We start from the raw sequence: 15,274 nt of genomic DNA on the forward strand, positions 1-15,274 counted from the left end.
TATCTTTTATAGTATAATGTTAATGAATTTAAAATGAATGAAGTATTTCTGTTTAGTGTTTAGAATATTAAGAAACAGGGATATTCAACAAGTAGTTGATTTGATTAATGTAATTGAATATATTAATTTATTTTTCCTTCTTATAAGTCTTGATGCAATTATAAGCGGGGGGGGGGTATGAGTGAGTGTATATACCCGTATTGGTATATACACTTTTATTTTGGCCGAAATTTAGAAATGTAGTGGCAAAATATAGTTACACCTTTGTAAGTCCTGTTAATGATGGCTTTGGGGTGTTACATACAATAAATTAATAATTTAAAAGAGGTTAACGGAAAGTATGAACAAAGCGTCTAAGGTTATTTGATTTTATTTTCGCTAATGTTATGTTGTCGCATAGGAGGAGATATTTAATGGCACTAAAATAAAGTAAAATCATTAGATTTACCCAAATGTCTATCAGACTTTTTTAGAAAGGAAATATATGAATAAAGTTCTTAAATTTCAATATACAACTAAGCAAGTTTTTTCCTTCATTATTGTATTTAATGTTTTCACTAACCTATTCTAATTTATTATACATATATTTATATTTTATATTGAACAATAATAGATTAATTTAGTATACTATAAAAATAATATTTATTTTTCAACTAACGTGGGAGTATTTATGAATCGAATATTTAAAGTTATCTGGAATTCTACGACCAAATCATGGGTAGCTGTTTCTGAATTTGCAAAATCACATAGTAAACCTAAATCAAATGTAATGAATACAGTAATACTATCAACCTCTATCCTAACTATAGGTTTTTTATTGCCGTATCAAACACAAGCGGCTTCAATGATAGCAAGCCCTAATCAAACAGGAGTTGCTTATAGCTTCGCTGATGGAACTAATGCTGCTCAAGCAAATAGTTTTTATGGTATTGCTATTGGGGCTGCAACAGCAGACGGAGAGTATGCTTATGCATTAGGTTCAGATACAATTGCTAAGACTACAGGAACTGACAGTGCAGCATTAGCTTTAGGTAAACAAGCGAGTGCTTTAGCTAATAATTCAATGGCTATAGGTATTGTTTCCACTGCGAGCGGTAATAATTCAACATCAGTTGGTACTCAAGCTGCGTCTACTGGCTTTGGTTCTACATCTATTGGTTATATAACTACTGCTAATGGAGAGAAATCTGTGGCTATAGGTTCAGATGGTACCGTATCTAATGGATTTGGTTCAACTGCATTGGGATATAAAGCGGGTACTACAGGTCAAGAAGCTACAGCTATTGGTGGACGTTCTGGAGCAGATGGGTATCAAGCTACAGCTATTGGTGCACAATCCGGTGCAAGTGGAAGATCAGCATTAGCTATTGGCTCAAACGTAAAATCAACTGCTGATTATGCAACTGCAATTGGTGTTGACAGTAACGCTATTGCTGAATCAGCAATAGCTATTGGCGATAGAGCTAATGCCACTTCAAATAATGCAACTGCATTAGGAGTTGGAGCTCAGGCTTTAAATATAAATTCTATTTCTGTAGGCTATACATCTAAAGCTTCAAGTATTGGAGCCGTAGCTTTAGGCCCAGGCTCTAGCTCATCTGGAAATTATGCTCTTGCATTAGGCCGTAACGCAAAAGCAACATTGAACGACTCCATTGCTTTAGGTTCTGAATCTGAAGTTAGATTAGCCTCAGATGCTGATGAAGCGATAATTACATCTAGTGATGGTAGCACTGTAACCTATACTAATTTCGCTGGTGTATTGCCATCAAATCTGAATAATCGAGTTATATCTGTAGGAGCAATTGGTAAAGAGCGTCAAATTCAAAATTTAGCCGCAGGTGAAATATCTTCAACTTCAACCGATGCGATTAATGGTTCACAACTTTATTCTATTGCTAAAAATATTGCGCCAAGCTACTTGCATGTAAATACAGGATATAATACTAACACAGGTAATTTAATTACCAATAATGGGTTATATCATGAATCTGGTGGAGCTGGTAATACTGGTGATATTTCTATTGGTATTGGAGCAAACACATCTAAAAATACAGGAAATAATAATCAGTTTAATGCTATAGCTATTGGTACTAATGCTCAAGCTGGTTTAAATTATGATGATGCTCGTCAAGCTAATGTAACAAATGCTACTGGAAGCAAATTGCTTGATAGTTCCACTAGAGGAAGAACCGGTGTAATTGCTATCGGCGCTAATTCCATTGCACAAAATGTTGCTAATATAAGTTCTGTTTCATTAAATACTCCTGGAAATATTGTATGGGCAGATGCGCTAGGCGCTAATACAACTGGTATGGCAAATAATGCAGGTATACCTGATAGGATGACTGGTATTGTAGGTTCAAACTATAGTCCAACTAAAAGCAATTCTGCCAGCTATAGTCCGAGTGCTGGTAACGGATCATCTGCGGACGAACTTCAAAGTGCCCCAATGTCTGTAGGTTACAATGCTTCAGCTAGTACATCCTCTTTAGCATTTGGGTCTTATGCAACAGCGGGGCGTGTTCCTGGCTTATATGGCAATGACTCTGGAACTGGTTTCTCTATAGCCATCGGTAGCTATTCTACCGCAGTAGGAAATTCCTCTACAGCTATTGGTACTAATTCCGCAGCACATGGATATGGTTCATTGGCACTTGGTCGTCAAGCAGTTGGTATGAAATCTAATTCTTTTGCTTTAGGTGCAGCTGCAGCTGCTTTAGAAAGTGGTTCTATTGCCTTTGGTGCCCAGGCTCAAGCTGAGGGACAAGACTCTATTGCTTTTGGCACTGGCATGGATTCTTCTAAAATAACAACTAATAACGCTAATACATTATATTCAACTCGCAACAACCAGACATTAGCACAAGGCAAAGGTGCAATTGCTTTTGGTTCAGGAGCTGAAACTAGCACAGGTCAAGATGCAGTAACCGATGCAACAGGTGTAGTAAGTGGCGCAGCTAAAGATGGTTCAACGGCAACTGCTACTACTGGTGTAGGTAATACGGATGGTGCTATTGCATTTGGTAATAAAGCAAAAACTTATTCAGAAGCCGGTATTGCTATGGGTAAAAATGCAAATTCTGGCATTAAGGGCGATATCTCCGTACAAGAAACTATAGCTATTGGTAATGCTTCTAGTTCTATCGCTAATCACTCGATAGCTGTCGGAAGCCAGTCAAAATCTAACGATACAAATTCAATCGCTGCTGGTTATACTGCTAAAGCTTTAGGTGTAAGTTCTATTGCAATAGGTGATACCGCAGAAACAAATGGATTGAATGCTATTGCGGTAGGTGCTCATACAGAAGCATTTAATAACACTAGTGTTGCTATAGGTAGCTATGCTAAAGGAAATGGATCTGGTGCAATTGCGATAGGTGATACTAGTAATGCAAGTGGTAATGAATCCATTGCTCTTGGTGGATATTCTAAAGCAACAGCAAATCGTGCAACTGCTATAGGGCAAGATGCTTATGCTACTGCAGCAAGCGCAACCGCAATTGGTACATATGCCAATGCATCATTACAAAGCTCTGTTGCATTGGGTTCAAATTCCATAACTACTGATGCAACACCAACGAATAGTGCCACTGTAAATGGATTGACTTATACAGGATTTGCTGGCAATAATCCTGGCAATGGTCATGTAGTTTCTGTAGGAGGCGGAAGCAATGTTCCTCATCGTCAGATTCAAAATGTTTCAGCTGGTCGTATTTCTGCCACATCAACCGATGCGATTAATGGTTCGCAACTGTATCTAACACAAAATGTAATTGGTAATGTAGCTAATGGCGTATCAACAATTATTGGTGGTAATACAGTAGTTAATTCTGATGGCTCTATAACAGCTACTGACATCGGTAATACTGGTAAAGATAATGTTCATGATGCAATTAAAGCTACTAAAACTGAAGTTTTAGCAGGTACAAATATTGTAAATGTAGAGTCTACTTCTGGTTCTAATGGACAAACTTTTATACTGTAAATGCAAATGGTACAACTGCTTCTGCAGGGTCTTCTGCGGTAATAGTGACGCCAGGCACAGCAAATCTTAATAATGTTACAGATTACTTAATAGATTTATCAAATGATACCAAACAAACATTAAACCAAGTTACAGTAAACCAAAGTGATATTACAGACCTCAAAAAAGGTTGGAAATTAACTACTAGTCAATCTGATGGTACAGCAACAGGTTCTACGGAAGAATCTATCCAAACAGATGAGTTAGTAACTTTCGATGCAGGCAAAAATATTGAATTAACGCAAGATGGCAACAAAATTACCATTGCTACATCCATGAATCCTGAGTTTACTAGCGTATCTACCAAAGATGCAGCTGGTAATACTACAACTATGGATGGTTCTGGAATCGTATCTGAAGATACAGCTGGTAACACTACAATTGTAACCGCTGCTGGTACAGTAACTATTGATACTGATGGCAACACTACAAATGTAACAGGTAATGGTATTACTATTACTCCTGCTGGTGAAAGTGTTAACTCTCCAAATGTAGTATCCTTAACAACTGATGGCCTTAACAATGGTGGTAATAAAATCACTAATGTGGCAGCAGGTACTGATGCTACTGACGCTGTTAACGTGAGCCAATTGGAACAATACGTTTCAGACAACGCTACTAAATTAGTAGATGGCAATAACACAACTGTTTCTGGTGCTGGTACAAGTGCTGACCCATACAAAGTCAACGTAAATGATAACTTAAACCTTGGTGCCAAAGATGGTACTAATGGTAAAGATGGTGTTGACGGCTCTATTGGTGTAAATGGTCGAGACGGCTCTGCTGTTACTATCAACGGTAAAGATGGCTCTATTGGACTTAATGGTGCTAATGGTACAAATGGCTTAACCATTAAAGGTGACAAAGGTGCTACTGGTGTAGATGGTACAGATGGTGCTAAGGGTACAGATGGCATGACACGCATTGTCTATACCGATGGCAAAGGTACACCACATGAAGTAGCAACACTAGATGATGGTATGAAATTTGCAGGTGATGATGGTCAAACTGATACTAACCAAGTCATTGCTAAGAAGCTCAATACCGTGGTAGATATTGTAGGTGGCGCTAACAAAGATGAATTAACAGACAATAACATTGGTGTTAATAATGTAGATGGTAAGCTAAAAGTTCAATTAGCTAAGCAGATTAATCTTGGTAAAGATGGATCTGTAACAACAGGTAATACGGTTGTTAACAACGCTGGTTTGACTATTACAAACCCAGCGGGTACCGTATCCTTGACCAATACTGGATTGAATAATGGTGGCAACCAAATTAAAAATATTGATGCAGGTACAGAGGCTACGGATGCAGTGAATGTGAGTCAATTAAAGGCCGCTAAAACGGAAGTAGTAGCAGGTAGCAATGTCACTGTAGACAGCAAGACTGGTACTGAAGGTCAAACGATTTATACTGTTAATGCGAAAGCAGTTGATTTAGGTAGCACTACATTAACGTACAAAGCCAATGGTGCTAATGAACAAACAGTAACAGTAACAGATGGCTTGAACTTTACAGATGGTAATTACACAACAGCTAGTGTTGACGCTGCGGGTGTAGTGAAATACGATGTAAACCTAGGTAGCATTACGCAAGGCGCTGATGGCAAACCAGGGGTGAATGGTAAAGATGGTATAGCTACGGTACAAACAGTAGTTGATACGATTAATAACTCTGGTTGGAAAGCAAATGCGACAGGAAATGTAGCTGGTAGTGCCACAGCCACTGTTGTAAAACCAGGAACGACTGTTAACTATGCGGCAGGATCTAACTTAACGGTAGCGCAAGCTATTGATAGTAATGGAGATCATACCTATACATATGATTTAGCTAATGACATCACTGTTGGTAAAGATGGTGTTGACGGCTCTATTGGTGTAAATGGTCGAGACGGCTCTGCTGTTACTATCAACGGTAAAGATGGCTCTATTGGATTAAATGGTGCTAATGGTACAAATGGCTTAACCATTAAAGGTGACAAAGGTGCTACTGGTGTAGATGGTACAGATGGTGCTAAGGGTACAGATGGCATGACACGCATTGTCTATACCGATGGCAAAGGTACACCACATGAAGTAGCAACACTAGATGATGGTATGAAATTTGCAGGTGATGATGGTCAAACTGATACTAACCAAGTCATTGCTAAGAAGCTCAATACCGTGGTAGATATTGTAGGTGGCGCTAACAAAGATGAATTAACAGACAATAACATTGGTGTTAATAATGTAGATGGTAAGCTAAAAGTTCAATTAGCTAAGCAGATTAATCTTGGTAAAGATGGATCTGTAACAACAGGTAATACGGTTGTTAACAATGCTGGTTTGACTATTACAAACCCAGCGGGTACCGTATCCTTGACCAATACTGGATTGAATAATGGTGGCAACCAAATTAAAAATATTGGTGCAGGTACAGATGACACAGATGCTGTTAATGTAAAACAATTGAAAGATAAGGTAACAACAGTACAATCCAGTGATAGTTCTATTTCTGTAGTTGATACCAATACAGACCCTAATAAAGGGCACACGTATGATATTAAGGTTAATAACCAACATATTGTAGAAAATGCACAAACATCTGTAGTGTATACTGATGCTACTGGTAATAAGTTGTATAAACAAAATGATGGTACATTTAATACACAACCAGATGGTAGTGGCACGACAATACAACCAGTAGATGTCATTGCATCTATGAATAATGGCGCTAATTCTACTACTACGCCTATGATTCTTAATAATGTAGGATCTGCGATTCAAAAGCCAAATGCAACAGCTACCTTCTTAGAGCAATTAGATACAGCTAATACAACAACACCAAATGCAGCTGTTAATGTATCTGATTTAAAACAAACAGCAGATAGTTTAGTGACTAAAGGTTTATCATTTAAAGGTGATGATAGTACTGTTGTGCATAAACAGTTAGGTGAACAATTAGAGATTGTAGGTGGTGCTGATAAAGCTACATTAACAGACAATAACATTGGTGTTAATAATGTAAACGGCCAGTTGAAGGTACAATTAGCGAAAGATATTAATCTTGGTCCAAATGGTTCAGTAACAACGGGTGATACTGTTATTAATAATAATGGTTTAACTATCAATGGAGGTCCTAGCATTACAAAAGCTGGTATTGATGCTAGTGGTCAGAAAATTACCAATATTGCTGATGGCGAGATTTCCTCTACATCTAAGGATGCTATTAATGGATCCCAATTGTATAACGCAGTATCAAAAGCTAAAACGACTGTTTCTGCAGGAGATAATATAGTTGTAACGTCGAGTACTGATGCAACTGATGGTCATACTAATTATAAAGTATCATTGACACCAAAGGTTTCTATTGGTGATACTACGCACAAAGTGATTATTGATGGTCCTAAAGGTGAAATTACTGGTTTAACTAATACAACTATTACGAGTCCTGATTTTGGTAAATCTGGACGTGCTGCGACAGAAGAACAGTTACAAGCGGGAATAGCTTCGGCTACATCTATTGAAAAGGTACAGGCTAAGTCTGATAGGAATAATATTGCTCAGGTAGAACCTAAAGCGGGTGACACCTTTGGAAGCAAAGGTGCGACATATGAAGTTTTTGTAGACAAAAATATCGTTAAAGATGCATCTCGTGAAGCTGTTAATGTAACAAGTAAAGATAAGGCTATTACAGTGACTCCTAATAAAGATGATGGTAATCATACAACAACGTATGAGTTGATCTTTAATGGTAAAGATGCAGCCAAAGAAATTCCATTAACGTATAGAGCTAATGGAGCCAATGAACACCAAGTTATGCTAGCAGATGGTTTAAATTTTGTTGATGGGCAAAATACCAAAGCATCTGTAGGTGTGAATGGAAAGGTTACATTTGATGTGTCTGGCGATTTAAAACATATAACTTCAATTTCTAATCAAGGCTCGGCTACTATGAACTTTGGTAGTGATGCAATTACTATTAATGGTGGCACATTGAATATGGGTGGAAATAAAATTACTAATGTAGCACCTGGAACAAGTGGTACAGATGTAGTGAATCTAAATCAACTCAAAGCAGCTCGTACATCTGTTACGTCTGAAGATGGTAGTGTAATGATTAAACCAACAGAAGACAGAACTACAGGTCAAATCAATTATGACCTATCTGCGCATGATACACGTGTTGATGCGTTAGCTGAAGAAATAGGGAAAGTAGGTTCACAAGGAGCTGCATTAGCTGCGTTGAAACCGATTCAATATGACCCATTAGAACCTACGCAAGTTATGGCCGGTTATGGTAATTACCGTGGTAATTCGGCAATAGCATTAGGCGTAGCACATTATAAGAATGAATCGACAATGCTTCATGTGGGAATGTCTTGGGCAGGTGGATCCAGTCATATGATGGCAAATGCAGGGGTGACATGGAAAATAGGGAATCGAGATAGTGAAGCGGCTATTGCTGATCGTTATCGTAAGGGACCTGTAAGCTCTGCTTATGCACTTCAACAAGAAATGGCAGCTATGAAAGCACAAAATGCTGGATTAAAAGGTGAAGTAGCTGATTTGAAAGCTGAAAACGAACAAATGAAAGCTCAAATTGCGGCTATGATGGCAAAATTAGGTTTATAATTTGTTGTAACTTTCACAGGCTCGAGGGACATCATTCGTATCGATGATGCCCCTCAACCTATTCATGCATTAGAGAAAAGAGGAAATAGATATGAAACAATCTAAATGGCTCGCTTTCACAGCGGCAGTACTAATGAGCGCTATATCTGTAATAGGTTATGCGGCACAAACAAGTGCGCCTACATATAATGATGATTTGATTTTGAAACAACCTGTTCATGAAACAACAGCTAGTTCTGTTGTTCTTGTACCTGTAGCAAGCCCGCAAGCGGTAGCTGCTATTCATGATTATGTAATGGCGTGGCAAAATGCTAATGAGCACATTGCTGTAGCAAAAGCAAAATTGGAAAATAATGAAAAATTAACAAAAGCAGATGTGAAATGGTTGCATTCTATGGATAAACATAATTATGCTGACTATTTCCGCACTCATTCCTTAGGTCGTGTACACGGTTACGAAGTGGCTATGAATTGGAATGGGGAAAACCGCAATGTGAACGATTATGAATTCTTCTCCATGCCTAAATACGATAAAAAAGAAGGCTTTACTAATAGCTATGGATTCAATGTATTGCGTGGTATGGTAGATGAAATGAATACTATCGTAGCAGAACAAAAACAAGTGGGTGGTCCACAAACCGTAGCTGATGCAGAAGCATTAGAACAAGCGTTATTGGCAGTTATGTCGAAAGACCAAGAACAAGTGAATAATGATGAACTTCGTCACTATATGAACGAAACAGTTTGGTTTGCTGCTAAAGAAACAGTAAAAAATAAATCTACTGATGAGCCAAAAGGTACAGAAAACCACGTTGTAGATCTTCGTAAGGCAATCGAAACAGCTCAATAATACTATCGTATGTTAGAAAGAGGCTAGTATGATGCTAGCAAAGATAGTTCAATAATATATATTGAAGTGATAGTTTTAATATTGTCACTTTAATATATATTTTTAAAAGAGTTACTCGTTTTGAGTAGCTCTTTTATTATTTTGTACATGAATCAATTATTCGGTGTGTAGTGTTTATGATAAAATATTTCAATAAATATATCATCTTATAATACATTTGGGTGTATAAATGGCTATTGGTAGTGATTACAGCTCAACAACATCGTTTATCTGCGATGGAAACCGAGAATGCACAACAAAAACAACAACTTGATGCACAACAAAAGAGCATTGATGAACTGAAAGCGGCAGTGGCAGTATTGCTGGCTAGAGGGTAATTTAGCCTTACACATATTAGATCCCCATAGGGTTCTATTCTACTTAACGTTTTGATTTGTTGGGCATAGACAATCACATAATGTAGGTAATGAAAAATAGATACTCCCTTTTCGCTCTATACGATTAATGCACGTTTGTGCTAACGTATAAGTAGGGTGTGAGGCCGCAGAGAAGCGTAGCTCCGCATGAGGCCCACACATCACTTAATTCCGAACGTAAGATTTCGTGTAACGAAATCCACAGTAAGGATAAAGTTGCTAAAAGGGAGTATCTATCTTTTTATTGTGCGGTATATATGAATTAGTCCGAACAAATCACTAGACGTATATAGTTTTTGAATCCTATGTTTTTTTGTGGTAGGTGTCATTTTTGATTCTCTGTTTATGCAGATTTCACTGAATTTACTGATTAGCTAGTTGCCTAATTTTGGCTCAATTAGTTTTTTACATACATCACTATATATATATTGACCATGTAGACAAGTATCTATTAAATACCCTTTTTCTGTACTATATTCATTTAATCCTCGAATATAGAATGGCTTCATATCTTCCGTAATCATAAATGGCGTAATATTATTTCGCAAACATTCTTTGAAGGCAATCAAACGTCCTGTCCTGCCATTACCATTTTGAAATGGATGAATTCTTTCAAAGCTTACATGAAAATCGATGATATCTGTTAGTGAGTGTATTTTAGATTCATTATAGGCCGCCAACAATGATGTCATGAGATGTGGTACGTCATTAGGATTCGCCGTTTCTATAGTACTGCCAATCAAATTGGGAACTTGTTTATACTCACCTATGTTGAAATAACTCTCTTGAGCTTCTTGTGTTCCTACAGTTAATAGACCTTGTATATGTTTGATACATGCTTCTGAAAGCGTGTCATTAGCATGTTCTAACACATAATTGAAAGCATTGAAATGATTAGAGGTTTCAATTATATCATCACTATATACAACTTCGGTGCTATTAGAGAGGATAGTCCGCGTTTCAAATAATGACCGCGTATGCTCTTCTGACAACCGGCTGCCTTCAATACGATTACTGTTATAGGCCATATGAATTTGTGTGAAATGATAGATACCGCTTTTATTTTTATATGCTTTTTCTTTTTGTAAATGCTGTAAAATTAATTGTCCTTGCTGTGCCCAGTCGATTAACATAGTTCCTCCGCAGACATAGTAACCATTGTATCTAGTGTATCTGTTTAAATTATTGAGAAGCGTCCCGATGGTTTAGATAGTGTAGGGGGGTAACATTGGAACGTTCATAGTTCTATATTGATTGTATTATATCATACAGGAGATCTGTATTTCCTTTTGAAAGAGCACATAAATCTGGGAATAAAGTTGAGGAAAACTTAACTCTGAATATTAATCTTAATAAACGAAACAATGAAAAGATAGCTATATACCTGCAGAAATGCTATAATAATATGATGAAATCTTATATAGTGTTAGTAAAATGAGGTGAGATTGTGGCAGACCAACAATGGTCCCATGGGAATATTCATCCCGTTCAAATTGATAAAGAAATGAAGAACGCCTATATCGATTATGCGATGAGCGTAATTGTTATGCGGGCGTTGCCGGATGTGCGTGACGGTCTGAAACCGGTGCATCGTCGGATTCTCTATGCTATGCATGAAACCGGTATGACACCGAATAAACCGTACAAGAAATCCGCTCGTATCGTCGGTGATGTACTTGGTAAATATCATCCTCATGGTGATAGTTCCGTATATGATGCGACGGTGCGTTTGGCGCAGGATTTTAACACTCGTTACCTCTTGGTGGACGGTCACGGGAACTTTGGTTCCATCGATGGCGATAGCGCTGCTGCTATGCGTTACACTGAGGTGCGTATGGCGAAAATCACAACAGAAATGCTTGCCGATATCGACAAGGAAACTGTTGATTTTATGCCGAACTATGATGAAAGCTTGCAAGAACCGACCGTATTACCAGCGAAGATTCCGAACTTGCTCATCAATGGTTCTAGCGGTATTGCCGTTGGTATGGCAACAAATATTCCGCCGCACAATCTCAATGAGGTGTGTAATGGTTTGACTATGCTCATCGATAATCCAGATGTGACGGTAGATGAGTTGATGAAAGCTATTAAAGGTCCAGATTTCCCAACTGGTGCGTTGATTTTAGGCCGAGAAGGCATCAAAAAAGCTTATGCCACAGGTCGTGGTAGCGTAAAAATGCGCGCCCGTGCGTCCATTGAGGAAATGGCGAAAGGGAAACATAAAATTGTGGTAACGGAAATTCCGTACCAAGTGAATAAGGCTCGTGTTATCGAAACTATTGCCAACCTTAGCCGCGATAAGGTCATCGATGGCATAACAGCCCTTCGTGACGAGTCCGACCGTCAAGGTATGCGCATTGTTATCGAATTGCGCGCTGATGTGCAGCCAGACATTGTTCTCAACAAATTATATAAACACACACAATTGCAAGAGTCTTTTGGCGTTATTATGTTGGCCCTCGTTGATGGACACCCACGGGTATTGAATCTAAAAGAAGTATTGGGATACTATTTAGATCACCGCCTCAACGTTATTGTGCGCCGCACGCAATTTGAATTGAATAAAGCAGAGGCACGTGCTCATATTTTAGAAGGTTTATTAATTGCTCTTGATCATATTGATGAAGTGATTGCTACTATCCGTAGTTCCCAAACTGACGACATTGCACGCAATGCATTAATGCAAAAATTCGGGCTTTCAGAAAAACAAGCAGTGGCAATCCTCGACATGCGTTTACGCCGTTTAACAGGTTTGGAACGTGAAAAAATCGAAGAGGAATATAAGGAATTGTTGGCATTAATAGAAGATTTGAAAGCAATTCTTGCTAGCGAAGTTCGTCAACGTCAAATCATCAAAGACGAATTAGAGGATATGAAGAAGAAATACGGCGATCCTCGTCGTAGCGAAATCACTATCGATACGTCTGATCTTGATGTAGAAGATCTTATCGCCGATGAAGAAATGGTTATTACCTTGACAAAACAAGGTTACATTAAACGGATGAACGCAAATGTATACCGCAATCAGCATAAAGGCGGTGCTGGCGTTATTGGCATGAAAACGAAAGAAGACGATTATGTAACGCAAATCATGCATGTACGCACGCACAATACATTGTTGTTCTTCACGTCTACAGGCCGTACATATCGTTTGAAAGCCTATGAAGTGCCAGAAGCAGGTTCTCGCAATTCTCGTGGTACTGCTATGGTGAATGTATTGCCGCTGGCTGTTGGCGAATCTGTAACGACTATGATTGACTTGGAACGCATTCAAGAAGATGTGAACCTCTTTATGGTAACTGAATTCGGCGTTGTGAAACGAACAGCCATCGAAGAATATCGTAATATTCGTCGCTCTGGTCTTAATGCTATTAACCTTGATGAAGGGGATCGCTTGATTTCTGTTAGCATTACTACTGGCAAACAAGACATTTTGATTGGTACGAAATTGGGTATGGCTATTCGTTGCAACGAAGAAGAGGTACGCCTTATGAAACGCGCCGCTCATGGTGTGCGTGGTATCAAATTGAAAACTGGTGACGTTGTTGTTGGTGCTGGCGTATTGAATGTAGACGAAGAAGAAGTACAAGTGTTCACTATTTCTGAAGAGGGTTATGGTAAACGCAATGATGCTGACGCGTATAATGTACAAAAACGCGGTGGCATTGGTACGAAAAACTTCCGTATTACCGATAAAACAGGCGACGTTGTAGCCGTTGAAGTGGTACGCAACGATGATGAAGTGATGCTCATTTCCGAACAAGGCAAAATCATTCGTTTCAATATGAACGATATTGCTGTGAAAAAAGGTAAAGCTATTTCCGGTGTGAAAACACAAAATCTTGATGAAGGCGATAAAGTAGCTAGCATTGCTGTCATTCCAGCAGCGGAAATCGAAGATGAAGAATAAGGGAGTATTATGAAACAATGGTTAGCTGCCATTATGGCGGCAGGGATTATATTTGTAGGCGGCTTTGGCACTGCTAATGCAGCCGACTGGTATTATATCGACGCTGATGCGGATGATTCTGCATGGTTCATCGATAATAGCTCGGTGTACAAAACCGATTCTGTAGCACGCATTTCTGTGAAAGCTAATAATGTAGAAGGCTACTCTTACATTTACCAAGTGGAAATCAATCGTCCTGATAAAACATGGACAGAATTGAAAACAACGGTGTACACCGGTACAGGTATTCCCTTGCTCTCTAATGAAGAACCGCAAAAACCTGTAAAAATTGAACAGGGTACTATAGGGGCAGAAGTCATGCAGGCTCTATGGGGGAAATAATTTTCACTTAATAGATGGATGAGGTCTACTAGTTCTTTTTTATTCCATACGCTTAACGCACCTTCGTGCTGCGTAAAGTTATAAAAAAGAACTAGTAGACCCCTTTTTCTACGTGCGGAGGAAATTATTTTCTTAGGATCTGCATTGGGAATTAAAAAATGATGCTGTAATAATGGTAATGAATCAATATAAAAAAGGTTACCCGAAATACATTGATTCGTGTTATAATGAACAAATAAGATTTAATTTTATACGAGGTAAAAACATGAAAAAAACTTTACTAGCAGGTTTAGCTGCTGCAGTGCTTTGTACTTGCGGTGTCAATTCCGCTGGGGCAGTGAATTGGCAACAATTTGGTCAAGATAGCACAGGTGTGTCTTGGTTTATCGATCAAGATAGTATAAAAGCTGATGATAAAAATGCTACAGTAGATATTAAAGCTCAAGATTCTGAAGGGTATCATTTCATTGCTACTGAAGAATTTAATCGCAAAGATAAAACTGTTAAAGATGTTAAGGTAACTTTGTATAATCCACAAGGTTATGTAGAACGCGAAGAACCTGTGGATAATACAGCGCGCGCTGTTACTGAAGGATCTCCTTCTGAAGCTGTTTATAATCACTTCTGGGCACCAACAGACAATGTAACGGTAGATAATAAAAAAGACGATAGCAAGAAGGTCGACAAAAAATCAGATAAAAAATCTGATAAAAAAGCCGAGAAAAAAGATAATAAGAAGAAATAAACTAAAGCAGCCAGCTCCGTTTGGGGCTGGCTGTTAGGATATATACAAAGCCCTCTGCTCGTTTTGAACAGCGGGCTTTGTATAAATCTTGTATGCACCTTCCTATGGGAGAGTGGGCAAAAGCTTCGTAGACTACTATATATAGTATGATAAGAAATATAAATATACTAATTAGCATAAATTAACAAAATATTAGATTTTTTTACATTTTTTGCTTGCATTATATTCTGAGGTGTACTATAATAATCAAGCAGTCACGAACGGGGCTGTAAGAAATGTCCAAGAATTAAGATATTATTTATGCTTGGATGATTTCGTTTTTTGTT

At 38.2% G+C, this 15,274-nt stretch carries 8 protein-coding genes; 7 read left to right on the forward strand and 1 reads right to left on the reverse strand.

The window, feature by feature from the left end; genetic code table 11:
• The first annotated feature begins 670 nt into the window (after nt 1–670).
• The 4 genes from EO120_RS08540 (at nt 671) to EO120_RS09200 (ending at nt 9,870) form a co-directional block, all read left to right on the forward strand.
• Nucleotides 671–3,988 carry an ESPR-type extended signal peptide-containing protein gene (locus EO120_RS08540; protein WP_127135056.1) on the forward strand — a complete coding sequence of 1,106 codons (3,318 nt, stop codon included), beginning with the start codon at nt 671–673 and terminating at the stop codon, nt 3,986–3,988.
• A gap of 44 nt (nt 3,989–4,032) precedes the next feature.
• The gene (locus EO120_RS09415) at nt 4,033–8,643 is read left to right on the forward strand and encodes a YadA-like family protein (RefSeq protein ID WP_127135057.1); all 4,611 of its coding nucleotides are present in this window, start codon (nt 4,033–4,035) and stop codon (nt 8,641–8,643) included.
• A 91-nt stretch (nt 8,644–8,734) separates the two neighbouring features.
• Nucleotides 8,735–9,493, forward strand: coding sequence for a hypothetical protein (locus EO120_RS08550; protein ID WP_127135058.1), 759 nt, complete (start codon nt 8,735–8,737; stop codon nt 9,491–9,493).
• Between the two features lie 236 nt (nt 9,494–9,729).
• Entirely contained in the window at nt 9,730–9,870 is a 141-nt protein-coding gene (locus EO120_RS09200; RefSeq protein ID WP_164725740.1) for a hypothetical protein, read from the forward strand.
• Nucleotides 9,871–10,283: 413 nt separating this feature from the next.
• Here EO120_RS09200 and EO120_RS08555 read toward each other — a convergent pair whose 3' ends face one another.
• Nucleotides 10,284–11,042 (reverse strand): Fic family protein, encoded by a 759-nt coding sequence (locus tag EO120_RS08555; protein WP_127135059.1) that lies wholly within the window; start codon nt 11,040–11,042, stop codon nt 10,284–10,286.
• A gap of 314 nt (nt 11,043–11,356) precedes the next feature.
• Here EO120_RS08555 and gyrA point away from each other — a divergent pair, with 314 nt between their 5' ends.
• The 3 genes from gyrA to EO120_RS08570 all read left to right on the forward strand — a co-directional run bounded on the left by gyrA (nt 11,357) and on the right by EO120_RS08570 (nt 14,948).
• Nucleotides 11,357–13,822 (forward strand): DNA gyrase subunit A, encoded by a 2,466-nt coding sequence (gene gyrA, locus EO120_RS08560; protein WP_127135060.1) that lies wholly within the window; start codon nt 11,357–11,359, stop codon nt 13,820–13,822.
• Nucleotides 13,823–13,831: 9 nt separating this feature from the next.
• Complete coding sequence (locus EO120_RS08565; RefSeq protein ID WP_127135061.1) at nt 13,832–14,203, forward strand: hypothetical protein; 372 nt, start codon at nt 13,832–13,834, stop codon at nt 14,201–14,203.
• Nucleotides 14,204–14,468: 265 nt separating this feature from the next.
• Nucleotides 14,469–14,948, forward strand: a complete 480-nt coding sequence (locus EO120_RS08570; protein ID WP_241234925.1) for a hypothetical protein — start codon at nt 14,469–14,471, stop codon at nt 14,946–14,948.
• Nucleotides 14,949–15,274: the final 326 nt, after the last annotated feature.

The organism is Veillonella caviae (genome assembly GCF_003992125.1).
GTDB classification, from domain to species: Bacteria; Bacillota; Negativicutes; order Veillonellales; family Veillonellaceae; genus Veillonella; species Veillonella caviae.